Origin of the sequence: Stella humosa, from assembly GCF_006738645.1 — a bacterium.
GTDB lineage: Bacteria > Pseudomonadota > Alphaproteobacteria > ATCC43930 > Allostellaceae > Allostella > Allostella humosa.
The window spans coordinates 561891-586481 of record NZ_AP019700.1 but is presented as its reverse complement, the minus strand read 5'-3'; the positions used below and the strand labels follow the sequence as shown (position 1 = coordinate 586481).

The following is a 24591-nucleotide window of genomic DNA, read 5'->3' as shown; positions in this document are numbered from 1 at the left end:
TCTCACGCGGTCGCCGGCTGGCTCGCCGCGGCCACCGCCAGTTGTAGGCTGGGAAAATTGGGCAGGAGCCCGCTCAGCCCGGAGGTCTCCAGCACCCGCGTGACATTGGGCGTGGCGTTGCACAGGACCAGCCGGCCGCCGCGACGCGTCACCGTCCGGGCCGCCCCCACCAGCAGCCGCAGGCCGATCGAGGCGACATAGTCCACCTCGGCCACGTCGACCACCACGCGCTCATTCTTGGCCGTGACGGTGGAAAACGGCAGCTCGACCTCCGCCGCGCCCTTGATGTCCAGCGCGCCGGACAGGATCACCCGCGTCACCGCGTCCGACAGCTTCTCGACCGACATCTGCATGGGTCCGGTTTCCTCCTCCGATGGCCGATGCGACAATAGGCGCGCTCGGCTACGGATTCGTTACACTACCGTCGCGCGATAGGGAATGGCCCTACGCCGACAGCAGCACCTTGCCCGCCCGGCCGGGACGCTCGGCCGCCGCCACCGCCTCGGCGATGCGGTCCAGCGGCAGGATTGCCGCCACCGGCGGCACCACCAGCCCCTGCCCCATCAGCCCGGCGAGCCGGGCGATCAGGGCCGCCCGCCGCTCGCCGCCAGCGCGCCGCATCCAGTTCGTCAGCCAAAAGCCGCGAACGGTGATGTCGCGGAACACCAGGTGCGCGGGGTCGACCGGGATGGGCTCGCCCGACATCATGCCGTAAGACAGCAGCGTGCCGCCCGGTGCCAGCAGCCCCAGGGCCGCGGCCGCCATCGACCCACCCGCGGCATCGGTCGCCCGCAGGAGGGTGGCACCGCCGGTGGCCGCCACCACCCGGCGGCCCAGTTCGCCATCGTCAGGCGTCAGGGCCAGATCGGCCCCCAGCCCAGCCAGTTCGGCCGCCTGCTCCGGCCGGCGCACCAGGTTCACGGTGTGGAAGCCGCTGGTGCGGGCCAGTTGCAGGACGATGCGGCCCAGGGTGGAGCCGGCCGCCGTCTGCACCAGCCAGTCGCCGGGGCGCGTCGCCAGCTCCTCCACCATCGCCAGCGCCGTCAGCGGGTTCACCACGAACTGCGCAGCACTCTCGTCGCCGATCGCGTCGGGCAGCGGCAGCAGGGCCGCGGCCTTGGCCACGCACAACTCCTGCCAGGTGCCGTTGCTGGCCATTGGCACGACGCGGGTGCCGATGGCAGGCGCCGTCACGCCCTGGCCCAGGGCTGCCACGATCCCCAAGCCCTCGTAGCCCGGCACCGCCGGCAGGCGCGGCCGCGTGCCGTAGAGGCCGCGGACGGTCAGCAGGTCCGCCGGGTTGATCGGGCAGAGGCGCATGCGCACCAGCACCTCACCCGCTCCCGGCACGGGATCGGGCACGTCCTCGACCGCCAGTACCTGGCCCGGCTCGCCGAATGCATGGAACACCACCCGCTTCATCCGCAACCCTCCCATGCCCTGCCGGCCGGCCTCGGCCCTTGCCCGCCCGGCGGCGCGCCCCGATTTATAGTCGCAGTCACGAAGGAGCACCCATGACCGAATCCACCCGACCGCTCGCCGGCCGCACCGCCATCGTCACCGGCTCCACCAGCGGCATCGGGCTGGGCATCGCCCGGGCGCTGGCCGACGCCGGCGCCGCCATCCTGCTGAACGGCTTCGGCGATGCCAAGGCGATCGACGAGCTGGTCCAGGAGCTCTCGACCTCGGCCGGCGTCAAGGTCGTCCACTGCCCGGCCGACATGAGCAAGCCGGCCGAGATCGCCGGCATGTTCGACTTCGCGGCCGACAAGCTGGGCGGCGGCGTCGACATCCTGGTCAACAATGCCGGCATCCAGCATGTGGCCGCGATCGAGGATTTCCCGATCGAGAAGTGGGACGCCATCATCGCCATCAACCTGTCGGCGGTCTTCCACGCGACGCGTGCCGCGCTGCCGGGGATGAAGGCGCGCAAGTGGGGCCGCATCGTCAACATCGCCTCGGCCCACGGCCTCGTCGCCTCGCCGTTCAAGTCGGCCTATGTCGCGGCCAAGCACGGCGTCCTCGGCTTTACCAAGACGACCGCGCTCGAAGGAGCAGAGTTCGGCATCACCGCCAACGCCATCTGCCCCGGCTATGTCTGGACGCCGCTGGTCGAGAAGCAGATCGACGACCAGGCCCGGACCCATGGCATCGACCGCGAGGCGGTGATCCGCGACGTCATGCTGGCGCCGCAGGCGGCCAAGCGTTTCACGACGGTGGAGGAGATCGGGGCGCTGGCCCTGCTGCTGTGCGGGCCGAACGGGCAGTCCTTCAACGGTGCGGCACTGCCGATCGATAATGGCTGGACCGCGCGCTGACGCGCGCTGGGGGGCTGGACCGCGCGCTGACGCGCGCTGGGGGGCTGGACCGCGCGCTGACGCGCGCTGGGGGGCTGGACCGCGCGCAGACGCGCGCAAGAAGGCGCCTCAGGGGGCGATAGCCCAGCTTTCGAAGATCGCGCCGGCCACCCGTGCATAGTCGTCGAAGCGGTCGGCCGGCGCGGTCAGGCCCCAGGCGTGGAAGGCGTTGCCGTCGGGCCGTGGCAGGACCACCTGCCACTGCCGCCACTCGTTGCCGCCGACGCGATAGGTGGCGCTGAATTCCGTGCCGACGATGCGCAGGCGGGTGCGGTTGTACTGGAAGGGGCGCTCGTTGCGGAACTGGGCCTTGGGATCGAGGCCCAGGATCTGCTTGCGGAACGCGCCGGCGACGTCCTCGGCCTTTTCGTAGGCGCCGCCGGCCGCCGTGCTGGCCATGTTCTGGATGGTGACGGCCGACTCGCGGCTGGCGGCGTCCCGCCCCGCCGACAGGCGATAGGTGAAGTCGTTGAGCCGTACCGCCGTCCACCCGGTCGGATAGCGCAGGGCATAGCCTAGCTGCCAGGCCTCCAGCCGCTCCGGCAGCGCCTCGGGCGCGGCGGGCTTGGCAGGGGTCGCCCCCTGCTGCACCGGCGGGCGGAACTGGCCGCCGTCGCTCTTGGGCCGCACCGGCTGGGCCGCCGGCTCGCCCGTGATGCGGAAGCCGTTCAGCAAGCGGTCCATCTCGCTCTCCAGCGCATCCAGCCGCCGAACCGCGGTCTCCAGCCGCAGATGGTAGTAGATGGAACTCTCGCCGTTGGGCTGCTGCGGGATGATCGTCACGATCTCCACCCGCGGCTGGCCGGTGCGGCGCATGACGATGTTCCAGCCCTCGCGCCCGATCGCCGCCAGCGGCTTGGGGCTGGTGCGCAGGACGAGATAGTCGAGATCGCCCTTGAAGAACTCCGTCAGCACGCGATAGGCGTCGCGGTCGTCGCCGAACGGCCCCTCCAGCACGCGCACATAGAGGGTCATGTCCGCCTGCGCGTCGCGCATGGCGAAATCGACCTCGTCATTGGGGACCGCCTGCCATCCAGGGGGGATCTGGATGCGATAGGCGGCCGGTGGATTCTCGTGGAACGCCGGCGCGCCACGGGGCGCCTGCGCTGCCGCCGGCGCCCACACGGCGACGACGAGAAGGCAGATCAAGGCTCTGATCATGGCTCGATGGCTACACGCAGGCCGCGTCCGCGGCAAGGGATGCTGAAGCCGATCCGGTGAACCGACCGCCGCCCCGGCGCGACGGACGCGGGCAACCGGAGTTCAGCCATGCCGTCATCCCGCCTCGCCACCATCCTGCCGGCCGCAGCCAGCGCCCTTGCCGCCCTGTTCGCGAATGCAGCGGCGCTCGCCAACCCGACGGCCCATGCCGCCACCGTGTCGATGGCGGCACCCGCCACGGACCCGGCCGGGGCAATCGCCCTGGCAGCGCTGGCCATGGCTTTCGGCGTTGCCGCGGCCCTGACGGCGCGTTTGCGCGCGTAGGGTCCGCTCAGGGCATCGTCACCACGATCTTGCCGAACACCCGGCGCTCCTCCAGCCGGGTCAGCCCCTCCGACCAGCGGTCGAGCGGAATGACGCTGTCGATCACGGCTGCGACCCGGCCGGATGCCATGCGCGCCAGCACGTCGCGCACGTTCCGCCGCGTCGCCCCGAACGAGCCGAAGATCCGCAGTTGCTGCTGGAAGACCTGGAACAGGTTGGTCTCGGCCAGGATGCCGCCCGTCGACCCGCAGGTGACGAGCCGGCCGCCGCGGCAGAGTGCCAGCAGGCTGCCCGACCAGGTGTCGGGGCCGACATGCTCAAACACGACATCGACGCCGCGCTTGCCGGTCAGCCGGCGGGCCATGCTCTCGAACCGTTGCGTGCGATAGTTCACGACATGGTCGGCGCCCAGCGCCAGCGCCTTTTCCAGCTTGGCGTCGTCGCCCGCCGTCGCGATCACCGTGGCGCCCTGGTCCTTGGCAAGACGGATCGCGGCCGAGCCGATGCCGCTGCCGGCGGCATGGATCAGGATCCATTCGCCGGCCATCAGGCGGGCATTGTCGAACAGCATGTGCTCGACCGTGGCGAAGGTCAGCGGCGCGCAGGCGGCATCCGTCCAGGACAACCCGTCCGGGATCGCCACGCAAAGCCGCGCCGGCAGGTTGCAGGCGGTGCGCGCGAAGCCGTCGACATGGAAGCCGGCGATCCCCGTCACGTCGGCGCAGAGATTGTCGCGGCCCTGGCGGCAGGCCTGGCACACCCCGCAGGTGCGTCCGCCATAGAGCGCCACGCGGTCGCCCGGGCGATGAGTGCGGACATCGGCGCCGACGGCAGCCACCTCGCCCACCGCCTCGACGCCGACCGTGAGCGGCAGGGTGCGCTTGGCGAATGCCATGCCGCGGAAGCCCCACAGGTCGATATGGTTGAGGGCGACGGCGCGCACCCGCACCTGCACCTCGTCGGCGGCGGGCGGCGGGGGATCGGCCATCTCCACCAGTTCCAGCTGCCGTTCGGCCATCAGCCGCAGCGCCTGCATCGTCGACCCCTTTATCGCTGCACGGCCATCGCCGACGACAGCCCGCCATCGACCGGCAGCACCGCGCCGTTGACGTAGCCGGCGGCGTCCGACAGCAGGAAGCCCACCGCCGCCGCCACGTCGCCCGCGGCCGCATAGCGGCCGGCCGGGATCTGCGCCTCCAGCCGCGCGCGATGGGCGCCGTAGGCCGCCATCATCTCGGTGTCGACGAAGCCGGGGGCCACATAGTTGGCGGTCACGCCCTTGCGCGCGACCTCCTGCACGAGCGTGCGCATGTAGCCCAGCGCGGCCGCCTTGGAAGCGGCATAGATCGCATTGCCGCGCCCACCGGCCAGGGCCGCGACCGAGCCCACCAGGACGATGCGGCCGCCGCCGGCCGCCGTCATCGGCCGCACCAGCGCCTTCACCAGCCGGGTCATCGCCCAGAAATTCACCTGCATCACCGCCTCGCCCTGGTCCTGGTCGACCATGGCGGCCAGGCGGTCGTAGGTCAGGCCGGCATTGTGGACGAAGCCGTAATAGCCCGCCCCCGCCCCCGCTTCCGCCAGGGCGTCGACCGCCGCGCGGTCGGCCAGGTCGCAGGCGATCGGCCGGCCGGGCCCGGCGCCCGCTTCGCGGCGGTGGGTATAGTCGACGGCATAGCCGGCGTCCGCCAGGCAGCGGACGATGGCCGCCCCGATGCCGCGGCCGCCGCCGGTCACCAGCACGCGCCGGCCCTGCCCGCCGCCCGCCGTCATTCCGGGTCGAGCCCCAGGACGAGCGAGACGTTCTGGCCGCCGAAGCCGAACGAGTTGGAAAGGACGGTGCGCACGGCCGCCGGCCGCGCCGCGCCGCTGACGATGTCCAGCGCGATGGCCGGATCGGGCGTATCGCGATTGATCGTCGGCGGCAGGATCTGGCGGTCGAGCGACAGGACCGAGACGACGGCCTCGATGGCGCCCGCCGCACTCAGCGTATGGCCGATCATCGACTTGTTCGCGGTGACGGGCACGGCGCCGGCGCGCGCGCCGAACACCAGTTCCATCGCCAGGCATTCCATCTTGTCGTTCTCGGGCGTGCCGGTGCCGTGCGCGTTCACATGGTCGATGTCGTCGGGCGTCAGCCCGGCATCGGCGATGGCGCCGGCCATGGCGCGCACGATGGCGCTGCCGTCGGGGTTGCTGCGGGTGCGGTGGAAGGTGTCGGCCGCCTCGCCGCAGCCCCGGACATAGGCCAGCGGCCGCGCGCCGCGGGCATCGGCCAGGTCGGCACGTTCCAGCACCAGGGCGGCTGCCCCTTCGGCCATGACGAAGCCGTCGCGATCCTGGGCGAACGGGCGCGCCGCACCCGCCGGATCGTCGTTGCGGGTCGACAGGGCCGACAGCAGGCCGAAGCGGATCAGCGCCTCCACCTGCAGCGAGCCCTCGCTGCCGATCACCAGCGCGCGCTCGCAGTCGCCGCGCCGGATCGCCTCGACGGCCGTCTGGATGGCGGTCGCCCCCGAGGCACAGGCCGTCGACAGCGTGATGGGCGGGCCCTCGGTGCCGAACGCCTCGGCCAGCCGGTCGCCCACGGTCGCGAACAGGAAATCGACATGGGCCGGGCTTTCCGACCCGCCATCGGCCACCGCCAGCATGCCGGCATAGGTCGGCAGCGCCGCCAGGTGGGCGAGCCGGCGGCGCTGCGGCCACTCGATCTCGACCGGCGGCAGGGCCAGCACCAGCGGCCCGGCAAAGGACTGGCCCGCCAGCCCGGCCTGCGCCAGCGCCTCGGCGGCCACCGCCTGGCCCATGGCAAGGCAGCGGCCACTGGCCGGCAGCGCGTCCAGCCCCATATGGTCGACCGCGCCGCCGAAGGTGACCTTCAGCCCCTCGACCGGGAAGCGCGTGATACGGCGGATGCCGGAGCAGCCGGCCAGCAAGGCCGTCCAGTTCGCCTCGACGCCGCGGGCCAGCGACGTGACCAGCCCGGTGCCGGTGATGGCGACGGACCGCGTCATGCGACGGGCTCCAGCAAGGCCAGCCCCTCGCCACGGCGGGCACCCCAGGCCGTCACCGCGACCCGCTCTATCGCACCGGCCACCACCTCGACCGGGTCCGCCGACAGCGGCGGGAAGGCGAACTGCGCCTGCGCGCACCAGGCGCCGAGCGCCACATTGGCCGCGAAGGAGGCCTCCACCCCATGGCCGATGGCGGCGGCCGTGCCACGCACGGCGATGCCGCCACCCTGGCCGGCCAGGAACGCCTTCTCCTCGGCAGTGATCGGACCGGCGCCGCTGGCCCCGCTCAATACCAGCGTCCGGCCCGCAACCGCGTCTGGCCAGGATGCGGCGGCCAGGGCCGCGGCGGCGCCCGGCTCGCGCCTGGACCAGCCATGGGCGATGTCGGCCAGCCGCGCGATCGGCCGCGCGCCGCGGGCCACCGCGTGGTCGGCACTTTCCACCACCAGGGCCGCCCCCATGCTGCCGAGGCACATGCCGCCGGCCGGCCGGTCCCACAGGTCGCGCCACGGCCCCTGGAGCAGGCGGCCGCCGGTCTGGTGCTGCAGCAGCATGTCGGCGCGCAGGGAATTGTAGGCCGCGGCGACGAGGAACAGGTCGCCCTGCCCGGTCGCCGCCCGGCGCCACGCGACGCGCAGCGCCTCGACCCCGGCCGACTCCTCGCCCATGAAGGTGCGGCTGGATGCAGCCGGCCCCAGCACGATCGACAGGTTGCCGGCCAGCATGTTCGATAGCTGGGCCAGGAAGGCGGTCGGCCGCAGCCCCTCGGTCAGGCGCCGGTTGATCAGCACCTCGGGCGCTTCCATCGCCGCGATCTCGGCCAGGATCTCCTCGTCGAGCGCGATGTCGCGCTCGCCGCCGCCGGCCGCCGTCAGCACGTGGGTCGCCGCCAGCAGCGCAGCATCGCCCAGCACGCCCGCCTCTTCCAGCGCCAGCCCGGCGGCGTGGATGCCGTAATGCATCCAGGGGCCGGTGGTGCGCTGGTCGGCGCGCCGGGGCATGAAGCGGTCGACCGCCAGTTCCCGGATCGGGTGGATATGGAACGGGCTGTAGGTGCCGCCGTCGCGGCCAGCCGCGATGCGGGCGGGATCGGCCAGCGCCGCCATGTGCGCGGCACGTCCCTCGCCCAGCGACGAGACGAGGCCGACGCCCGTGATCCAGACCTCGCGGCCGGGGGGGGTCATGCCCGCTCGCCGTCCGTGGGTTCGGCCGTGGCCGGGATGCCGACGCGCGCCATCTCGGCCCGCGTCATCGCCGCCAATTCGGCCGACGGGAAAGGCACGGTGCGGAAGCGCAGCTCGGCCTCGGCCACGCGCTTGCCGTCGCGCAGGATGCGGCCGTGGGTGACGGCATAGCCGGAGCCCTCATGCTCCAGGTCGGCCTCGATCGACAGCACGGTGCCGGGCGCCACGAAGGCGCGCAGCTTGGCCTCCTTCACTTCGGCCAGGAAAGGCATGCGCTCGGCCTTGTTGATCGCCAGCAGCAGAAAGCCGGAGGTCTGGGCCATCGCCTCCACCATCAGCACCCCCGGCATGATCGGGTGGCCCGGAAAGTGGGCGTCCAGGATGGTGGAGCGGGTCGGCACCACGCCGCGCATGGCGATGCGGCCGGGGTCGAGGGTCAGCCGCTCGAGCTGGTCGACAAGGCGGAAGGATTCGAATTCCATGCCCGTGGGGCGCGGACGGCCGGCGGGGGCCGTCCGGCTGTCAGCCGGCGCTCTTGGCGGCGACCAGCGCGTCGATCCGCGCCGCGAGGTTGCGCATGACGAAGAAATCGTCGCTGCTGGCGCGGCCGGCATTGACGTCCTCCATCCACTTCTCGACCGGCATCTTGATCTCGAAGCGCTTGTCGATCGCGAACGCGATATCGAGGAAGTCCAGGCTGTCGACGCCCAGGTCGTCGATGATGTGGGAGTCCGCGGTGATCGTCGCCCGATCGAGGTTGCAGGTCGTGGCGATGATCTCGGCGATGGCATCGACGGTTTCGGCCATGGGACTCCGTGCAGCCTCGTCAGGTTGGCAGGACAGGGGGGAGAAGGTCGGCGGGATCGCGCGCAACCGGCCTCTCGATCACCCGTCGAAGCCCTATCGGCCGCCTTCCGGTTTGTCAACGTCCGCCGCGTGTTTCTGCGGTGCCGGCGGCATGGCTGGGGCCTCCGATGCCGGCACCCGCCAGCGCCGGTGCATCCACAGCCAGTCCTGCGGCCGGTCGCGCACCCAGCCCTCGATGATGCCGGTGATGGTCTGGGTCAATGCCGCCTCGTCGGCGGCCGGATTGTCCGAGGGCGGCGGCAGGACGAGCGGCGGGGTGATCTCCAGCCGGAAGCGGCCGCCTTCCAGCCGCATGACGCGCGCGCCGTGGATCGGGCAGTCGAAGGCGCGCGCGAACTTGGCGGCGGCCGGCGCCGTGCGCACCGGATGGCCGAAGAAGCGGCCGAGCGGTCCCCGGCTGAAATGCTGGTCGACCAGCATGCCGACATGGCCGCCGCCCTTCAGCACGCCCACCAGCGCCAGCCCACCGCGCAGGTCGGTCGGGATCAGGCGGCCCATGTTCTGGCCGCGGATGCGCCGGATGATGCGCGCGATCGCCGGGTTGTTGGGTTCGCGATAGAGCACGGCGATCTCCAGCCCGTGGCGGGCGGCGGCCACCGCCAGCAGTTCCCAGTTGGCGAGGTGGGCGGCGAAGACGATGCCGGGCCGGCCGTCGTCGCGCAGCGACAGGAAATGCTCCTGCCCCACCACCTCGATCCGGCCGGTGGCATCGGGGCGTTCGGGATCGTAGTCCCACAGCCGGCCGATATAAGGGTACTCGACCGCCGTGCGGCCGAGATTGTCCCAGGCGCCACGCAGGATCGCCTCGCGCTCGGCCGGGCTCTTCTCGGGAAAGGCCAGTTCCAGGTTGGCCCGCGCTGTCCGGCTCGGCCGCAGGTGCGGGCCGATCAGGCGCGCGAAGCCGCCGCCGAACGCCGCCATCCAGTCATAGGGGATGACCCGTGCGGCCAGGAAGAACAGCGTCACCAGCCCGGCACCGACGGCGGTGGCCCAACGCAGCAACAGGAGCTTCAGGCGCAGCATCGCCATCTGGAAGGAACTTCGCGTCGGAGGGTGAACGGGCCGCCAACCGACCGCCCGGGCGCCCGCCTGTCAAGGGCCGGCTTCGCCGCACGCCCCGCAATCGCCTCTTCGCCCAGCCGGCACTCATGTCTAATCTGATCGCACCTCCCTTCCCTCGCAGCGGTTGGCCGATCCCCCTCATGACCGAACGCCCCCTTCCCCTCGACGGCATCCGTGTCGTCGAGATGACGCACACGATCATGGGCCCGTCCTGCGGCGTGGCCCTGGCCGACCTCGGCGCCGACGTGATCAAGATCGAGCCGGCGCCGGCCGGCGACCACACGCGGCGGCTGCCCGGCTTCGCGTCCGGCTTCTTCACCCTCTTCAACCGCAACAAGCGCAGCCTGGCCGTCGACCTGAAGACGCCCGAGGGCCGCGAGGTGGTGAACCGGCTGCTGGCCGGCGCCGACGTGCTTCTGGAGAATTTCGGCCCCGGCACCGCCGACCGGCTCGGCATGGGCTGGGAGGATGCGCGCCGCGTCAACCCGCGGCTGGTCTATTGCGCGCTGAAGGGCTTCCTGTCGGGCCCCTACGAGAACCGGCCGGCGCTCGACGAGATCGTGCAGTTCATGTCGGGCATCGCCTACATGACCGGGCCGCCCGGGCGGCCGTTGCGGGCGGGCGCGTCCATCATCGACATCCTGGGCGGGGCCTATGGGGCGATCGCCATCCTGGCCGCCCTGCGCGAGCGCGACCGCACCGGCGAAGGCCAGTTCGTGAAGAGCGCGCTCTTCGAGAGCGGCGCCTTCCTGATGGGCTCGCACATGGCCGGCCACGCCATCACCGGCGAGAAGATCCCGCCGATGCCGGCCCGCCGCGGCGCCTGGGCCGTCTACGACCCGTTCAACGCCAAAGATGGCGAGCAGGTCTTCGTCGGCATCACGTCGAACGGCCACTGGCACCGCTTCTGCGACCAGTTCGCCGACGAGGACCCGCGCCTGGCGTCGCTCCGCGACGACCCGGCGCTGCAATCGAACGAGGACCGGGTCGCCGCCCGGCCCCGCCTGGTGGCCCTGGTGGGCGACGTGATCGCCCGGCTCGACCGTGCCCAGGCAACCGCCCGGCTGGAGCAGGCGGAGATCCCCTTCGCGCCCGTCGTGACGACCGAGGACCTGTTCGACGACCCGCAACTGAATGCCAACGGCTACCTGATGCCGGTCCGCCTGCCGAGCGGGGCCACGACCAAGCTGCCCAAGCTGCCGGTAGAGATGGACAGCCACGACCTGGGCCTGCGCCTGGAGGCGCCGACCCTGGGCGAGCATTCCCGCGCGGTGCTGGCCGAGCTCGGCTACGCCGCCGAGGCCATCGCCGACCTGGAGGCGCGCCGGATCATCGTCGGCCCAGCGGCCTGAGACGCAGCACCGGACAGAAGGGGCGCCAGCGGCGCCCCTTCGCCGTCTATCAGTCGGTGCGGGCCTTCATCAGGTCGCGGATTTCCGTCAGCAGCTTCACTTCCGCCGAGATGGACGGCGGCGGCGGGGGCGGCTTCTTGTGGATGCGGTTCACCTGCTTCACCAGGATGAAGACCGCGAAGGCTACGATCAGGAACTTGATGCAGGCGTTGATGAAGACGCCGTAGTTGATCGTGGCCGCACCCGCCTCCTTGGCGGCAGCCAGCGAAGGATACGGTGTGCCGCTGAGGTTGATGTAGAAGTCCGAGAAATCGATGCCGCCCAGGACGACGCCGATCGGCGGCATGATGATGTCCTTGACCAGCGAATCGACGATCGAAGTGAACGCCGCGCCGATGATGATGCCCACGGCAAGGTCGATGACGTTGCCTCGGGCAATGAATGCCCGGAATTCCTGGAACATCCTGGCCCCTCCCTCTGGTCCACGACACGCGGGCAACCCGCGCGTCCGAATCGATTTCTAGGACATGGACGCGCATCGCGCATAGCATTCCCTCACGCGGTGTCGAACCTCCAGGCCGGCTGGCGCGACAGATCACCAACGAAATCGGCTGTCGCCGGCCGCTCCTGGCCGGCGATGCCTCAAGGGTGACAGGACCGATGACCCGTACCGACCATCGCGGCATGTGCGTGAACGGCGCCGGTGCCGGCGCCGTCGACGCATTCGAGACAGCGCTGGGCCTGCTGATGTGCGGCCGGGGCGACCCGCTGGCGGCATGCCAGGCGGCCCTGGAGGACAGCCCCGACTTCGCCATGGGCCGTGCACTGCTTGCCTACCTGCACCTGTGCGGGTCGGAGGCGGCCGGCGCCGCCCAGGTCGCCGCCATGCTGCCCGACCTGCAGCGCTGCGCGGCCAGCGAGCGCGAGCGCATGCATGCGGCGGCCATCGCCGCCTATGCCGCCGGCGACTTCCAGGGTGCGGCCGAGCGCCTGGACGATATCGTCATCGAGTATCCACGCGACCTGCTGGCGCTGCACCAGGGCCATCTGCTGGATTTCTATCGCGGCGACTGCCGCAACCTGCGCGACCGCGTCGCCCGTGTGCGCCATGCCTGGTCCCCCGCGCTGCCCGGCTATCACGGCGTGCTGGCCATGCATGCCTTCGGGCTGGAGGAATGCGGCGACTATTCCCAGGCCGAGGAATGCGGCCGCGACGCGCTCGCCATGGAGCCGCGCGACGGCTGGGCCCACCACGCGGTCGCCCACGTCATGGAGATGCAGGGCCGCCGCCAGGAAGGCATCGCCTGGATGCAGGAGCGCGAGGCCCACTGGGCGCCCGACAGCGCACTGGCCGTCCACAACTGGTGGCACCTGGCGCTCTTCCTGCTGGCGGGCGAGCGCACCGACGAGGTGCTGGCCCTCCATGATGCCAGGGTCGCCGGCAATGGCGCGGTCGCCCTCGACCTGGTCGACGCCTCGGCCCTCCTGTGGCGGCTGCAGCTCGCCGGCGTCGATTGCGGCCAGCGCTGGAAGCGCCTGGCCGAGCAATGGGCGCCCTTCATCTGCGACGGCTGGTACGCCTTCAACGACGCCCACGCGATGATGGCCTTTGTCGGTGCCGGCCGCTGGGACCTGGCCGACCAGTTGCTGCTGACCATGCGCGCCCGGCTCGACCGCAACGGCAGCAACCAGATGATGACGCGCGACGTCGGCTTGCCGCTGGCGCGCGCGCTCCATGCCTTTGGCCGGCGTGATTTCGGCGGCGCCATCGCCATCCTGCGGCCACTGCGGGCCATCGCCCACCGCTTCGGGGGCAGCCATGCCCAGCGCGACCTGATCGACCTGACCCTGCTGGAAGCCGCCCGCCGCGACGGCCGCGCGCCCCTGCTGCGGGCGCTGGCGCACGAGCGCCTGGCGGTGAAGCCCGACGACCCGCAGGCCCGGCGCTACCGCGATGCCGCCGCCGACCTCCGGGGTGCCGCCTGACCGGCGACACCCCGGGCGGCTGGCCCTAGTCTAGGCGCTCTCGAACAGGCGGGTCAGCACGAACTCGCGGTGGCCCAGCAGCTCGGCCGCCGTCAGTTCGCCATTGGCGGTGCGCAGCATCACGTCGAGCAGCGCATCGCCGGTCTGGTCGAGGTTCTGCTCGCGCCGCAGCAGGCCCGAGCAGTCGAGGTCAATATGCTCGGGCATGGTGCGCACGGTCTTGGGGTTGGCGCACAGCTTGATCACCGGCAGGATCGGGTTGCCGATGACGTTGCCTTGCCCGGTCGGGAAGAAGTGGACGGCATAGCCGGACGCCGCGCACAGCGTCACCATCTCGGCCGCGGCCGAGGATGAATCCATGAACCACAGGCCGGGGCCGGTCGGGATCTCGGCCTTGTCGAGCACGCCGTCGACGATGCAGTGGCGGCCGATCTTCTGGATGTTGCCGAGCGCCTTTTCCTCGATCGTCGTCAGCCCGCCGGCGATGTTGCCCTTGGTCGGCTGGGATTCCGACAGGTCGCTGGTCTTGTGGCGCTCGACCAGGGCCTGATAGCGGTCGAACATGAACTGGAAGCGCTCGCGCACTTCCGGCGTGCGGCAGCGCGCCGCCACGAGGTGCTCGCCGCCGGTCAGCTCCGTCGTCTCGCCGAAGACCAGGGTGCAGCCGGCGGCATAGAGCTTGTCGAAGGCGTTGCCGACGGTGGGGTTGGAGCCGCAGCCCGACGTCGTGTCGGACTCGCCGCACTTGGTCGACACCCACAGGTCCTGGATCGGCCGCTCGACCCGGGTCAGCGTCGAGGCGTGCTTGACGAAGCGGTAGGCGGCCCGGCTGGCGTTGGCGATCGTCTGGATGTCGCCATTGCCCTCGATCCAGAAGCCCTCGACCGGCTTGCCGGAGGCCGCGATGCCGTCGACCACCCGCTTGGTCCAGCCGGGTTCGATGCCGATGACGACGACGGCCGCCACGTTGGGGTTGCAGCCGGTGCCGATCAGGGTGGCGAAATGCAGGTCGAGGTCGGCGCCGAACTGCAGCCGGCCATAGGGGTGGGGAATGGCGATCGCGCCCTTGATGTTGTTGGCGACGGCCTCGCTGGCGGCGTTCGACAGGTCGTCGACGGGCAGGACCACGACATGGTTGCGAACGCCGACGCGGCCGTTCTCGCGCACATAGCCCTGGAAGGTGGCCTTGGTGATGTCCATCCCTACCACCGCTTCGTCTTGACGTTGTGGACGTGGAGATGGGCGCCGGTCGGGATCGGCGCCACGACGCGGCCGATGTCGACGCCGTACTTGATCACCGTGTCGCCCTCGGCCAGGTCGCGGGTGGCGAGCTTGTGGCCGATCGGAATGTCCTGGGTGACCGCGATCTCGATCGTGCGGTCCTGATCCATGATCCAGCCGGTCAGCTTCTGACCGGCCTTGATGCCCTCTACGACGACGACCCCGCAGGAGTCGCCCTCGTCATGTACGAGAAAGTGAATCATCGTCCTGTGGCTCCCTCCGACAGTTCTTGTTGCCGGAAAGGGTTGCGCCGCCGGGCGGGCCGGGTCAACCGCCCGCCGGTTGTCTTCAGGCGAAGGTCTTCGTCGCCTCGGGTGTGAAGCCCACCAGTTCGTCCATCCGGCCGTCGCGGACCTTGGCCACCCAGCCGGGGTCGGCGATCAGGGCGCGGCCGACGGCGACCAGGTCGAACTCTCCCGCCTCGAAGCGGGCGACCAACGGGGCCAGATCCGCCGCCGGCACCGCGCCGCCGGCATCCGCGCCAGCCACGAAGGGGCCGCCCAGGCCAACCGAGCCGACGGTGATGGTGGGCAGGCCAAAGAGGTTCCGGGTCCAGCCGGCCAGGGTCAGGTCGGAGCCGGCGAAGGCCGCCTCCCAGTAGCGCCGCACGGAGACGTGGAACAGGGTCACGCCCGCAGCCGCGATCGGCGCCAGCAGGTCGCGCAGTTCATCGGGCGTCTCGGCGTTGCAGGCGTCGTAATGGTGGACCTTCCATTGCGAGAAGCGGAAGGCGATCGGGAAATCCGGCCCTGTCGCCGCGCGGATCGCGGCCACGATCTCGGCCGCGAAACGGGCCCGGCCGCGGGCATCGCCGCCATAGCCATCGGTGCGGCGGTTGGTGCGGTCCCACAGGAACTGGTCGATCAGATAGCCATGGGCGGCGTGGACCTCGACCCCGTCGAAGCCGATCCGCCGCGCCAGCGCGGCGCCGCGGGCGTAGGCATCGACCAGGTCGGCGATCTCCGCCTCCGTGGCCGCGCGGCCCTTCGGCAGGCCGGCCAGGTCGAGGCCCGACGGGCCCAGCACCGGTGCATCGGGAAAGGGCGGCGCGCCGGGGTCGCGGCCGGTGCCGATGTGCCAGAGCTGGGGGAAGATGGCGGCCCCCTCGGCATGCACCCGCTCGACCACATGGCCCCAGGCCGACGCGGTCGATTCGTCGAAGCGCGGCACCTCGGCGGAGCCGCCGGCGGTCGGGTGGTCGACATAGGTGCCCTCGGTGACGATGAGGCCGGTGCCGCCCGCGGCACGGCGGGCGTAGTAGGCCGCCACGTCCGCACCGGGAATGCCGCCCGGCGAGCGCCGCCGCGTCATCGGCGCCATGACGAAGCGGTTGGGCAGGGTCAGCGGGCCGGCCCGGAAAGGCTGCCACAGGGCGGCCGCATGCGCCTCGTCGGTCGATCGCTTCGCCGTCATTTCGTCCCCGCCACAATGGAATTGCATTTCATTCGCAAAAGACACACATAGCCCCGCGTGACCAGCCCGGACCCCTTCGAACCCATCGCCGCCGTGGCCCGCCCATGGCTGCACATGATGCCACAGGATGACGGGCCGCGGCCGGACGGCGAAGCGGTCATGCCGTTGTCGCAGGTCGTGGCGTCGGCGACCCTGGCCGAAGCGATCGAACGCCATCGCCGGGGGCGGTTCGGCGTCGACGCCTGTGCCAGGGCATCGGCTTCGGTCTGGAGCAAGTCGCTGTTCTCGGCCGTGCTGCCGGCGCAGATGCTGGCCGCCCTGGCCGGCGGCGCGCCCGACCCAGATCCGCCGCTGCTGGTCGTGGACGGGCTGCCGAAGGCGACCCTGGCGCTGCCGCCCGCGGGGCTGGACGGCCCCCCGGCGCTGGAGGCGCTGGCCGCCTGGACCGCGGACACGCTGGGCCATCTCGCCATCGCCGCATTGGCCCGCCAGAGCGGCCTGGCGACGCGGCTGTTCTGGTCGAACGCGGCGACGATGATGGCCTTCCTCTGCGAGAAGTGGGACGACGTGCCGGCGGTGGCCGGGCGGTCGGTGGCGCTGCGCAACGCCCTCTTCGCGTGCGAGCCGCTGCGCGGCCAGATCAGCTACGTCCCGACGCCGGTGCCCGCATATCCGACGATGCGGCGGCGGCGGCTCTGCTGCCTGCGCGACCGGGTGGGGCAGCGGCTCTGCACCGGCTGCCCCAAGATCGCCGACGACGAGCGCGACGCCGTCCTGGCCGCCGTCGCCGCCGGCCTGCCGCTGCCCGCGCCTACTGCACCTTCCAAACGCCCCACGGGATAGGGCGGCTGGCGGGCCAGGTGGCGTAGCCGCGCACCTTGGCCCCCAGGGCCTCGACGCCCGGATCGTAATAGAGCCCGATCGTCGGCACCTGGTCGGCCAGCATCGCGTGCAGCTCGGCGAAGATCGCCTTGCGACGGGCCTCGTCCGTCGTGCGCGTGCTTTCCTGGAGGAGCGTGATCGCCTTGGGGTCGTCCCATTGCGCCCACTTGGACTTGTCCTTGTCGGCGATCAGCGAGGCGAAGCGCAGGCCGGGGTCGAAGCGCGCGGAATAGCCGAAGGACTGCACCTGGAAGGTGCCCTGGTTGTAGTTGTTGAGCTGGGTCGCCCAGTCCAGCACCTCCAGCTCCACCTTGAAGCCGACCGCGGCCAGCATCGCCTGGGTCACCACGGCATTGTCGTAGTTGGCGCTGGAGCGCTTGTTGGTCTGGATCTTGAGCGGCTGGCCCTTGTAGCCGGCTTCCTTCAGCAGCGCCTTCGCCTTGGCCGGGTCGTAGGCCGGCCAGGCGCGGAAGCGGTCGTCGAAATAGGCGCTGCCGGCATCGACCGGCGACGGATGCGGCTTCACCAACCCCTCGCCGCGCGCATCGGCGATCTGCTCCAGGTCGAGCGCGTGGGCGATGGCGCGGCGGATGCGGACGTCCGACAGCAACGGGTCGCGGATCTGCATCAGCAGCACGGCCCAGCTAAGGCCCGGCGACGACATCACGTTGACGCCGCGCTGCTTGAGGGCGGCCACCCGATGCGCCTCGACCTCGGGCAGCAGGTCGATGGCGCCGGTCGCCAGGCCTGCCTCGGCGGAACTGGAATCCGGCACGACGCGGAACACCACGCGGTCGAAATGCATGATCCGCGCGCCCGAATAGGCGCTGGCGGGCGCCGCACTCGCCTTGTAGCCGTCGAACCGGTCGAGCGAGACATACTCGCCCCGCCGCCATTCGCCGAGCTTCAACGGGCCGGTGCCGATCGGCTCCTTCCACTTGCCCTCGGCATCGGCGCTGTCGGGGTGGACGGCGACGATGCCGCACTGCACGTTGGCGAGCTGCTTCAGGAAGAGGCCACTCGGCTGGGCCAGGCGATAGACGACGGTGCGGTCGTCCGGCACCTCGACCGCCTCGACCTTCAGGCCGGTGGTGCCGTCGAAGAAGCGCTTGCAGCCCCAGCGCTCGGCCGCCCACTGGCGATCCCACGCCCATTTCAGGGCGGCCGCCGTCAGCGGCTGGCCATTGTGGAAACGGACCCCCTCGCGCAGCCGGAACGTCCAGGTGCGGCCGTCCTCGCTGGCCGTCCAGGATTCCGCCAGGGCGGGGCCGACCGTCAGGTCCGCCTTGTAGGCGACCAGCCCCTCGAAGATCGTATGGACGACCGTGTCGGTGTTGCCGTCGCGGTTGATGCCGGGCTCCAGGCTGCGGATGTCGGCATTGATCGCGATGGTGAAGGTGCCGCCCTTGCGGGGGGCGTCCTGGGCGGCGGCCGGCAGGGCGGCGAGCAGGATGGCGGCGGCAGCGAGCGTGCGCATGGCTCAGCCCACCTTCTGCAAGGGCGCGGCCATGGCGTCGGCCAGGAACTGCTCGACCAGCGGCACCATGGCCAGGCCGTTATGGGCGACGCCGGGCACGGTGTCGTGGCGCACGGCGATGCCGTGGCGCTCGAAGCTGGCCTTCAGCGCGCGCATGCGGTCCTGGCGGTCGGCGCCGGCCAAGTCGGCACCCGGCATCCAGCGCGGGCTATCCGGGCGGATCGTGATCTCCCACGTCTCGGTATCGTCGCCGCCGACGATCATGTGGACGGCCACCCGGCGCATCGCCTCCAGGTCGATCGCCTTGCCGAAAACCGCCTCGAAATCGCGTACCCCGACCCAGAAGTCGTGGTCGAAATCCAGCAGCGTGACGACGCCGGGCGCGCCGATCGACACGGCCGACAGTCGCTCGGGGTGCAGGTAGAAGAAGCGATGGGCGAAGTGCCCGCCACCCGAGAAGCCGAACAGCGAGAAGCGCCGGGTGTCGATCGGCCAGCGCCGGGCCGCCTCCTCCACCATCGCCAGCAGCACCGCGTCGTAGTGCAGGTCGCCCGCGCGGATGAACTTGTAGCTGTTGAGGTCGTTGGGCCCGGTGATGCCGGCCGGGAACAAGGGCGCCAGGACGATGACGCCGTGGCGCTCGGCGAATTCGGCGAACAGGTCGCGATAGGCGGTCATCAGCCGCCCGGTGCCGTGCACGGCGACGAACAGCGGGAACTGGCGGTCGGGGTTCTCTTCCACCGCGCGCGGCACGTAGCAGCAGTAGCTGAACCGCTGGTCGGCCTGGCAGGCATAGATCGTCGTCTTGCCGCGCGCGTAGAAGGCCTGCTCTCTCGTCCGCTCGATCGTACCCGTCATCCCGCATTTCCTCGTTTCTTGGTGTCCGTCCGGGCGCCGGGGCGCCCGGACGGCAATCCCGGCGTCAGCCGGCCTTCCAGACGCCCCAGGGCAGCGGCTTGCCGGCGGCCCAGGGCTTGTAGCCGCGGATCTTCGGCCCGGTGGCCTCGATGCCGGTGTCGAAATAGAGGCCGACGACCGGCACCTGCTGGGCCACCATCTTGTGCAGCTCGACGAAGATCGCCTTGCGCCGCGCCTCATCCAGCGACGTGTTGGCCTCTTCCAGCAGCTTGATCGCGGTTGAGTCCTCCCACTGCGCCCATTTCAGCTTTTCCTTGTCGCCGATCAGGGCCGAGTACATGAGGCCCGGATCGAGGCGCGCGGAGTAGCTGAAGGACTGGAGCTGGAAGTTGCCCTTCAGGTAGTTGTCGAGCTGAGTGGCCCATTCCAGCACCTCCAACTCCACCTTGAAGCCGGCCGCCGTCAGCATAGCCTGGGCCATGACCGAATTGTCGTACATGCCGCTGTAGCGCTTGTTGGTCTGCAGCCGGATCGTCTCGCCCTTGTAGCCGGCCTCCTTCAGGAGCGCCTGCGCCTTCTTCGGGTCATAGGCCGGCCAGTCGAGGAAGGACGGCTGGAAATAGGCGGTCGCGGCGGCGACGGCAGACGGATTGGCCTTGGTCAGCCCCATCGAGCGAACGTCGGCGATCTCCGCCAGGTCCAGCGCGTGGGCGATCGCTTGGCGGATCTTGACGTTGGCCAGCAGCGGGTCGCGGGTCTGGATCAGGATCGACGACCAGCCCAGGCCGGGTGCCGTCAGCACGGTCATGCCCTTCTGCTTCAGCCCGTCGATGCGGTGGGCGTCGACGTCGGGCAGGATGTCGACGGCACCGCTGACCATCGCGGCCTCGGCGGCGCTGCCGTCGGGGATGATGCGTACCATGAGATTGTCGACATGGGCGACGCGGGCGCCGGCATAGCCGCTGGCCGGCTCGGGGTTGGGGACATAGTCCGCCACCCGCTCCATCGAGATGTACTCGCCGCGCTTCCATTCCTTCAGCTTGAAGGGGCCGGTGCCGATCGCATCCTTCCACTTGCCCTCGCCATCGAAGGAAGCGGGATGGATGGCGACGACGGCGCACTGGAAGTTGGCAAGCTGCTTCAGGAACAGCGCGCTCGGCTTCTCCAGGCGATAGACGACGGTGGCGGCGTCCGGCGCCTCGACCGCTTCCACCTTGATGCCGCTGCTGCCGTTGAAGAAGCGGGCGCACGGCCAGGCCTTGTTGGCGATCTGGCGGTCCCAGCTCGACTTCACGTCGGCGGCGGTGACGGCGGCACCATTGTGGAACTTCGCGCCGTCGCGCAGCGTAAAGCGATAGGTGCGGCCGTCGTCCTCGACCTTCCAGGACTTGGCAAGCTGCGACCCGACGCTGAGGTCGGTGCGATAGCCCACCAGCCCCTCATAGATCATGTGGGCAACGGAATCGGTATTGCCGTCGCGGTTGATGCCAGGGTCCAGGCTGCGGATGTCGGCGTTCAGCGCGATGGTCAGCGTGCCGCCCTTGCGCGGCGCATCCTGCGCTGCCGCCGGCAGCGCCAGGACGGCTGCGGCAGCGGCCGCCAGAAAGACTTTCTTGCTCATGCCCCGATTTTCTCCTGTTCCGGTTCCGCCGACAGCACTGCGAGCGGTTTGCGCTATCTTCCCCGATCCTTGCGTTTTATCAATATGAAAAGCAGCCCCGTCCAACCTTACCCGGGCAAGGAGCGCCAGCCGGCATGACGACCAGCGAACGCCCGCGCCGCACCCGCCGGCCTGCCGGGCAGAGTGCCCTGCAGACCGAGCTGGTGCGCCAGATCCTGGCCGCCATCGTCGCCGACGGTATCGCCGTGGGCGGTGCGGTGCGCGAGCTGCCCCTGGCGCGGCGGTTCGGCGTGTCGCGTACGCCGGTGCGCGCGGCCCTGCGCCGGCTGGAGGAACTGGGCTGGCTCGCCTTCGATGCCGGTCGCGGTTTCGCGCTCGCACGGACCCTCGAGGGCGACGCCGCCGCGGGCGAGGCGCCGCTGCCGCAATCCTCGGTCGACGAGCTGCATCGGGCGATCCTGGCCGACCGCTCGCGCGGGCTGCTGCCGAACGAGGTGTCCGAGGCATCGCTGATGCCGCGCTACGGCGTGTCGCGCGGGGTGGTGCGCCGGGTGCTGATGCGGCTCAGCGACGACGGGCTGGCGCGCCGCCAGCGCGGCCATGGCTGGCGCTTCACCGAGGCCCTGGATTCGCGCGACGCCGTGACCGAGAGCTATCGCTTCCGTATCGTCGTGGAGTGCGCGGCCCTGGCCGAGCCAACCTACGCCGTCGACCCGGCTGCGCTGGCCCGGCTGCGCGAGGAGCACATGGTCATCCTGCGCGATGTCGGCCGCCTCGACCCCGACCGCTGGCTGGCGACCAACAACGCCTTCCACGAGACGGTCGCGCTGTGGTCGCACAACCGCTTCATCATCGAGGCGGTGCGCCGGCAGAACGCGCTGCGCCGCTTCGGCGAGCACTACGCCTTCCAGCGCCTTTCGCCGACGCGGTTCATCCAATCCTCGCGCGAGCATCTGGAGATCCAGGACGCGATCGAGAAGAACGACCGCGCCTGGGCCGCCTCGCTGCTGGAGCGCCACCTGGCCCTGGCCGCGCGCTCCTACCTCGACTGGGACACGCGCGACACGGCCGAGCGCAAGCGCCAGACCGTGCCGCTGCCGGACCTGCCGGAACTGCCTCAGGCCCTCGGGTCGATCGGGGTCGACAGTCCGCAGCGCGCCTCGATGATCTCGGCCGCGTCCAGGCAGAGATCCTCGCGGTAGCGGCCCGCCACCACCTGCACGCCGATCGGGATGCCGTCATGGAGCCCGACCGGCACCGAGACGCCGGGCAGCCCCAGGACCGAGACCGCGAGCTGGGCGCGCTGGGCGGTGAACATCCGCCCCATCGCCTCGACGCCGATCAGGTCGGCATCGTGCGGATAGGGCGGCTCGGCCGAGACCGGGGCCAGCACGATCGGCCGGTCCTCGAAGAACATCTGCCACTCGCCCAGGATCTTCTCGCGCGTGGCCAGCGCCTGGCGGAAGGCGGCAAAGCGGACGGCCGGGTCCGTCTCGGCCTGTCCCTGCGCCATCCACAGCTTCACGCTGGTCTTGATGCCCTGGTCGCCATACTGCTCGGCCGGCGGGGCAAGCTGGGCCATGACGTCGTCATTGCCGATCGCCGCCCATAGCTGGGCCGCCTCGCCGAAGCGCGGCGGCTCCACTTCCTCGACGACATAGCCGGCATCGGCCAGCACCTGGCCGGCCCGGCGGATGCCGTCGGCCACCGCCGGATGCACGCCCAGCCCGGCCGGATCGACCACCATGGCGACCCGGATCGGCCGGGTGACGGGCGGCCCCGCGAAGGGCACGCCAACCCAGCGCGGGTCGCGCGGGTCGCCCGCCGACAGCGCCTGGAAGGCCACCCGCAGGTCGCGGATGCGGCGCGCGAGCGGGCCGTTCACCGCCATCAACTGCGAGGAGATCGGCCGCGTGCCCTTGGCCGTGCCGTTGAAGGACGGCACCCGCCCGAAGGTCGGCCGGATGCCGGTGACGCCGTTGCAGTAGGCCGGGTAGCGGATGGAGCCCGCGATGTCGTTGCCCTGCGAGATCGGGCCGATGCCGGCCGCGATCGCCGACCCCGCCCCGCCGCTCGACCCGCCGGCGGTGATGTCGCCGCGCCACGGGTTCTTCGTCAGCCCGTGCAGGTCGTTGTCGGTGAACCAGCGCATCGAGAAGCCGGGCGTGTTGGTGCGCCCGATGACAACGGCACCCGCCTTGCGCAGGTTGGCCACCACCGGGCTGTCCTCGGTGGCGACCAGGTCCTTGAAGGCGACGATGCCGTTGTCGGTCGGGCAGCCGCGCTGGTCGGTGTTGACCTTGGTCGTCACCGGCACGCCGTGCAGCGGCCCCAGCTCGTCGCCCCGGGCGACCGCCCGGTCGGCGGCATCGGCCTCGGCCAGGGCCTCGTCATGCAGCGCCAGGACGACCGCATTGATCTGCGGATTGACGGCGTCGAGCCGGTCGAGACAGGCCTGCGTCACCTCGCGCGCGGACACCTGCCGCGAGCGGATCAGCCAGGCCAGCTCGACCCCGTCCAGCTTCCACAGCTTGTCGGACGACCCTGCCGTCATGCCGCGGCTGCCCGGGCTGCCGCCTGCATCTCGATGCGATAGCTCTGGAACTGCTTGTTGAGCGCCGGCAGCACGCAGACGTCCATGGTGCCGAGCGCCGGCTCCATGACGATCATCGCCACGGTGGCGCTCAGGTTCTGGGTCATCGACTTGCGCGGCGGCCGGCAGACCGACCAGGGATAGCCGAAGTCGTCGAACAGGGCCGCCTTCACCGAATCGCGCGTGATGCTGCCGGCCTGGGCGGCCAGGAGCTGGCGCACGCGCATGTCGCGATAGAGGCTGTCGGGCGTGCCGGCGACGCCGGTGTCCTTCAGCTTCGACAGCGCGACCGGGCTCTGCCAGTGGTTGGCGTGGACGATCAGGCCGCCCGAGGCATGGACCTGGAAGGTCTCGTCGGGCGCGCACTCGAAGTCGATCGCAACACCCTCGGTCTGGCTCACCATCATGTTGTTCGAGCCCGACTTGGGCGTCGTGTAGACGGTGTGGAAGGCCAGCGCCAACTGCTGCTGCTCCAGCACCTTGCGGCGGATCAGCGGCAGCGGCACGCCCAGGCGCGCATAGTCGCGGTCGGACTCGAGGTAGTTGGCGGTGATGACGACGCCGGCCGCGTTCATGCCGCAGCGCGCCATCTGGCCCGCCTCGGCGAAGCACAGCATGTCCGGCCCGTCTTCCTGATGGATGTGCAGGACGACCGCGGTCTCGGCGCATTCGGCCTTCCAGTCCCAGTTCTGGGCGTGGATCAGGCGGCCCGCCTGGGTCGCCTCGGGCAGGACGATGACGCCGGTGCAGCCGTCGGGCTCGTCGGTGCGGGCCAGCTTCTCGCGCAGGTCGGGGCGCGTGCTGAGCTTCAGGACCTCGGTGCGGGCGTTGAGAAAGGCGACCTGCTCGAACTCCAGGTCCGCACCCTCGGCGATGCCGCGCATCTCCTCGACTTGGTTGGCGGCGTAGCCTTCCATCACCGGCAGGTAGTCGCGCACCAGCTTCTGCACTTCCGGCCAGGTCAGGTCGGTGCGGGACAGTTGGTCGCGATAATGCTGGATGCCGAGATGGACGCGCGACGCGGCCTGGCGCCCATACTGCCGGCCGCGCTCGCGCGGCGGCCCGGAAAGCTCGATCAGGGGGACGGCTTCAACCATGGCTGCGGATCCTCGGAGAGGGGAATGCATGTCGGGACCAGAAAGACTAGTGTTCTTCGTAT

25 protein-coding genes are annotated in these 24591 nt (G+C 70.9%); 6 read left to right on the top strand and 19 right to left on the bottom strand.

From position 1 onward, the window contains the following. Positions 1-2 precede the first annotated feature (2 nt). Both STVA_RS02755 and STVA_RS02750 read right to left on the bottom strand, forming a co-directional pair. Positions 3-353: an STAS domain-containing protein gene (locus tag STVA_RS02755; protein ID WP_123694425.1), complete on the bottom strand. Its 351-nt coding sequence runs from the start codon at positions 351-353 to the stop codon at positions 3-5. A 91-nt stretch (positions 354-444) separates the two neighbouring features. After that, positions 445-1422: a zinc-dependent alcohol dehydrogenase family protein gene (locus tag STVA_RS02750; RefSeq protein ID WP_170216675.1), complete on the bottom strand. Its 978-nt coding sequence runs from the start codon at positions 1420-1422 to the stop codon at positions 445-447. 92 nt (positions 1423-1514) lie between these two features. Here STVA_RS02750 and STVA_RS02745 point away from each other — a divergent pair, with 92 nt between their 5' ends. Further along, entirely contained in the window at positions 1515-2318 is an 804-nt protein-coding gene (locus STVA_RS02745) for a 3-hydroxybutyrate dehydrogenase (protein WP_123694429.1), read from the top strand. A 108-nt stretch (positions 2319-2426) separates the two neighbouring features. On the opposite strand, the gene STVA_RS02740 is transcribed toward STVA_RS02745, so the two are convergent. Next, on the bottom strand, positions 2427-3518 hold the full coding sequence (locus tag STVA_RS02740; RefSeq protein ID WP_123694431.1) for a hypothetical protein: 1092 nt from the start codon (positions 3516-3518) through the stop codon (positions 2427-2429). A gap of 108 nt (positions 3519-3626) precedes the next feature. Between STVA_RS02740 and STVA_RS02735 the strand changes: the two genes are divergently transcribed. Beyond that, positions 3627-3842 carry a hypothetical protein gene (locus tag STVA_RS02735; protein WP_123694433.1) on the top strand — a complete coding sequence of 72 codons (216 nt, stop codon included), beginning with the start codon at positions 3627-3629 and terminating at the stop codon, positions 3840-3842. A 7-nt stretch (positions 3843-3849) separates the two neighbouring features. On the opposite strand, the gene STVA_RS02730 is transcribed toward STVA_RS02735, so the two are convergent. The 7 genes from STVA_RS02730 to STVA_RS02700 all read right to left on the bottom strand — a co-directional run bounded on the left by STVA_RS02730 (position 3850) and on the right by STVA_RS02700 (position 9936). Continuing rightward, positions 3850-4860 carry a zinc-binding dehydrogenase gene (locus STVA_RS02730; RefSeq protein WP_245978527.1) on the bottom strand — a complete coding sequence of 337 codons (1011 nt, stop codon included), beginning with the start codon at positions 4858-4860 and terminating at the stop codon, positions 3850-3852. A 29-nt stretch (positions 4861-4889) separates the two neighbouring features. Then, positions 4890-5615: an SDR family oxidoreductase gene (locus STVA_RS02725; RefSeq protein WP_123694438.1), complete on the bottom strand. Its 726-nt coding sequence runs from the start codon at positions 5613-5615 to the stop codon at positions 4890-4892. Continuing rightward, positions 5612-6856: a beta-ketoacyl synthase N-terminal-like domain-containing protein gene (locus tag STVA_RS02720; RefSeq protein ID WP_123694440.1), complete on the bottom strand. Its 1245-nt coding sequence runs from the start codon at positions 6854-6856 to the stop codon at positions 5612-5614. Before STVA_RS02720 ends, STVA_RS02725 begins: the two co-directional genes overlap by 4 nt. Continuing rightward, entirely contained in the window at positions 6853-8040 is a 1188-nt protein-coding gene (locus STVA_RS02715; protein WP_123694442.1) for a beta-ketoacyl-ACP synthase, read from the bottom strand. The genes STVA_RS02720 and STVA_RS02715 overlap by 4 nt, the downstream gene beginning before the upstream one ends. Continuing rightward, positions 8037-8522, bottom strand: coding sequence for a 3-hydroxyacyl-ACP dehydratase FabZ family protein (locus STVA_RS02710; protein ID WP_123694444.1), 486 nt, complete (start codon positions 8520-8522; stop codon positions 8037-8039). The genes STVA_RS02715 and STVA_RS02710 overlap by 4 nt, the downstream gene beginning before the upstream one ends. Before the next feature lie 40 nt (positions 8523-8562). Next, a complete protein-coding gene (locus tag STVA_RS02705) occupies positions 8563-8847 on the bottom strand; it encodes an acyl carrier protein (RefSeq protein WP_123694446.1) in 285 nt (94 codons plus the stop codon). A gap of 93 nt (positions 8848-8940) precedes the next feature. Beyond that, positions 8941-9936 (bottom strand): lipid A biosynthesis lauroyl acyltransferase, encoded by a 996-nt coding sequence (locus STVA_RS02700; protein ID WP_197735773.1) that lies wholly within the window; start codon positions 9934-9936, stop codon positions 8941-8943. A gap of 173 nt (positions 9937-10109) precedes the next feature. On the opposite strand from STVA_RS02700, the gene STVA_RS02695 reads away from it, so the two are divergent. Further along, positions 10110-11321 carry a CaiB/BaiF CoA transferase family protein gene (locus tag STVA_RS02695; protein ID WP_123694448.1) on the top strand — a complete coding sequence of 404 codons (1212 nt, stop codon included), beginning with the start codon at positions 10110-10112 and terminating at the stop codon, positions 11319-11321. A 49-nt stretch (positions 11322-11370) separates the two neighbouring features. Here the strand turns inward: STVA_RS02695 and mscL are convergent, their stop codons facing one another. Further along, the gene (gene mscL, locus STVA_RS02690; protein WP_123694450.1) at positions 11371-11784 is read right to left on the bottom strand and encodes a large conductance mechanosensitive channel protein MscL; all 414 of its coding nucleotides are present in this window, start codon (positions 11782-11784) and stop codon (positions 11371-11373) included. 197 nt (positions 11785-11981) lie between these two features. On the opposite strand from mscL, the gene STVA_RS02685 reads away from it, so the two are divergent. Continuing rightward, a complete protein-coding gene (locus STVA_RS02685) occupies positions 11982-13307 on the top strand; it encodes a tetratricopeptide repeat protein (protein WP_123694452.1) in 1326 nt (441 codons plus the stop codon). 30 nt (positions 13308-13337) lie between these two features. Here STVA_RS02685 and STVA_RS02680 read toward each other — a convergent pair whose 3' ends face one another. The 3 genes from STVA_RS02680 to STVA_RS02670 form a co-directional block, all read right to left on the bottom strand. Next, entirely contained in the window at positions 13338-14507 is a 1170-nt protein-coding gene (locus STVA_RS02680; RefSeq protein ID WP_123694454.1) for a UxaA family hydrolase, read from the bottom strand. 2 nt (positions 14508-14509) lie between these two features. Next, a complete protein-coding gene (locus STVA_RS02675; RefSeq protein WP_123694456.1) occupies positions 14510-14791 on the bottom strand; it encodes a UxaA family hydrolase in 282 nt (93 codons plus the stop codon). An 85-nt stretch (positions 14792-14876) separates the two neighbouring features. Next, entirely contained in the window at positions 14877-16001 is a 1125-nt protein-coding gene (locus tag STVA_RS02670) for an NADH:flavin oxidoreductase (RefSeq protein ID WP_123694458.1), read from the bottom strand. Between the two features lie 57 nt (positions 16002-16058). Here STVA_RS02670 and STVA_RS02665 point away from each other — a divergent pair, with 57 nt between their 5' ends. Beyond that, positions 16059-16844, top strand: a complete 786-nt coding sequence (locus STVA_RS02665; RefSeq protein ID WP_123694460.1) for a hypothetical protein — start codon at positions 16059-16061, stop codon at positions 16842-16844. On the opposite strand, the gene STVA_RS02660 is transcribed toward STVA_RS02665, so the two are convergent. The 3 genes from STVA_RS02660 to STVA_RS02650 all read right to left on the bottom strand — a co-directional run bounded on the left by STVA_RS02660 (position 16813) and on the right by STVA_RS02650 (position 20839). After that, positions 16813-18360: an ABC transporter substrate-binding protein gene (locus tag STVA_RS02660; protein WP_123694462.1), complete on the bottom strand. Its 1548-nt coding sequence runs from the start codon at positions 18358-18360 to the stop codon at positions 16813-16815. The two genes, STVA_RS02665 and STVA_RS02660, sit on opposite strands and share 32 nt — an antisense overlap. Before the next feature lie 3 nt (positions 18361-18363). Next, positions 18364-19218 (bottom strand): alpha/beta hydrolase family protein, encoded by an 855-nt coding sequence (locus tag STVA_RS02655; protein WP_123694464.1) that lies wholly within the window; start codon positions 19216-19218, stop codon positions 18364-18366. Between the two features lie 64 nt (positions 19219-19282). Beyond that, positions 19283-20839, bottom strand: a complete 1557-nt coding sequence (locus STVA_RS02650; RefSeq protein ID WP_123694466.1) for an ABC transporter substrate-binding protein — start codon at positions 20837-20839, stop codon at positions 19283-19285. Positions 20840-20973: 134 nt separating this feature from the next. Here STVA_RS02650 and STVA_RS02645 point away from each other — a divergent pair, with 134 nt between their 5' ends. Next, a complete protein-coding gene (locus tag STVA_RS02645; protein WP_123694468.1) occupies positions 20974-22041 on the top strand; it encodes a GntR family transcriptional regulator in 1068 nt (355 codons plus the stop codon). On the opposite strand, the gene STVA_RS02640 is transcribed toward STVA_RS02645, so the two are convergent. After that, positions 21957-23393: an amidase family protein gene (locus STVA_RS02640; RefSeq protein WP_123694470.1), complete on the bottom strand. Its 1437-nt coding sequence runs from the start codon at positions 23391-23393 to the stop codon at positions 21957-21959. The two genes, STVA_RS02645 and STVA_RS02640, sit on opposite strands and share 85 nt — an antisense overlap. Beyond that, the gene (locus STVA_RS02635) at positions 23390-24529 is read right to left on the bottom strand and encodes a C45 family autoproteolytic acyltransferase/hydrolase (protein WP_123694472.1); all 1140 of its coding nucleotides are present in this window, start codon (positions 24527-24529) and stop codon (positions 23390-23392) included. The genes STVA_RS02640 and STVA_RS02635 overlap by 4 nt, the downstream gene beginning before the upstream one ends. Between the last annotated feature and the right edge of the window lie 62 nt (positions 24530-24591).

Coding starts and splice junctions, on each gene's coding strand:
- STVA_RS02755 (WP_123694425.1), bottom strand. CDS start 353: ATGCAGATGTCGGTCGAGAAGCTGTCGGACGCGGTGACGCGGGTGATC.
- STVA_RS02750 (WP_170216675.1), bottom strand. CDS start 1,422: ATGAAGCGGGTGGTGTTCCATGCATTCGGCGAGCCGGGCCAGGTACTG.
- STVA_RS02745 (WP_123694429.1), top strand. CDS start 1,515: ATGACCGAATCCACCCGACCGCTCGCCGGCCGCACCGCCATCGTCACC.
- STVA_RS02740 (WP_123694431.1), bottom strand. CDS start 3,518: ATGATCAGAGCCTTGATCTGCCTTCTCGTCGTCGCCGTGTGGGCGCCG.
- STVA_RS02735 (WP_123694433.1), top strand. CDS start 3,627: ATGCCGTCATCCCGCCTCGCCACCATCCTGCCGGCCGCAGCCAGCGCC.
- STVA_RS02730 (WP_245978527.1), bottom strand. CDS start 4,860: ATGGCCGAACGGCAGCTGGAACTGGTGGAGATGGCCGATCCCCCGCCG.
- STVA_RS02725 (WP_123694438.1), bottom strand. CDS start 5,615: ATGACGGCGGGCGGCGGGCAGGGCCGGCGCGTGCTGGTGACCGGCGGC.
- STVA_RS02720 (WP_123694440.1), bottom strand. CDS start 6,856: ATGACGCGGTCCGTCGCCATCACCGGCACCGGGCTGGTCACGTCGCTG.
- STVA_RS02715 (WP_123694442.1), bottom strand. CDS start 8,040: ATGACCCCCCCCGGCCGCGAGGTCTGGATCACGGGCGTCGGCCTCGTC.
- STVA_RS02710 (WP_123694444.1), bottom strand. CDS start 8,522: ATGGAATTCGAATCCTTCCGCCTTGTCGACCAGCTCGAGCGGCTGACC.
- STVA_RS02705 (WP_123694446.1), bottom strand. CDS start 8,847: ATGGCCGAAACCGTCGATGCCATCGCCGAGATCATCGCCACGACCTGC.
- STVA_RS02700 (WP_197735773.1), bottom strand. CDS start 9,936: ATGGCGATGCTGCGCCTGAAGCTCCTGTTGCTGCGTTGGGCCACCGCC.
- STVA_RS02695 (WP_123694448.1), top strand. CDS start 10,110: ATGACCGAACGCCCCCTTCCCCTCGACGGCATCCGTGTCGTCGAGATG.
- mscL (WP_123694450.1), bottom strand. CDS start 11,784: ATGTTCCAGGAATTCCGGGCATTCATTGCCCGAGGCAACGTCATCGAC.
- STVA_RS02685 (WP_123694452.1), top strand. CDS start 11,982: ATGACCCGTACCGACCATCGCGGCATGTGCGTGAACGGCGCCGGTGCC.
- STVA_RS02680 (WP_123694454.1), bottom strand. CDS start 14,507: ATGGACATCACCAAGGCCACCTTCCAGGGCTATGTGCGCGAGAACGGC.
- STVA_RS02675 (WP_123694456.1), bottom strand. CDS start 14,791: ATGATTCACTTTCTCGTACATGACGAGGGCGACTCCTGCGGGGTCGTC.
- STVA_RS02670 (WP_123694458.1), bottom strand. CDS start 16,001: ATGACGGCGAAGCGATCGACCGACGAGGCGCATGCGGCCGCCCTGTGG.
- STVA_RS02660 (WP_123694462.1), bottom strand. CDS start 18,360: ATGCGCACGCTCGCTGCCGCCGCCATCCTGCTCGCCGCCCTGCCGGCC.
- STVA_RS02655 (WP_123694464.1), bottom strand. CDS start 19,218: ATGACGGGTACGATCGAGCGGACGAGAGAGCAGGCCTTCTACGCGCGC.
- STVA_RS02650 (WP_123694466.1), bottom strand. CDS start 20,839: ATGAGCAAGAAAGTCTTTCTGGCGGCCGCTGCCGCAGCCGTCCTGGCG.
- STVA_RS02645 (WP_123694468.1), top strand. CDS start 20,974: ATGACGACCAGCGAACGCCCGCGCCGCACCCGCCGGCCTGCCGGGCAG.
- STVA_RS02640 (WP_123694470.1), bottom strand. CDS start 23,393: ATGACGGCAGGGTCGTCCGACAAGCTGTGGAAGCTGGACGGGGTCGAG.
- STVA_RS02635 (WP_123694472.1), bottom strand. CDS start 24,529: ATGGTTGAAGCCGTCCCCCTGATCGAGCTTTCCGGGCCGCCGCGCGAG.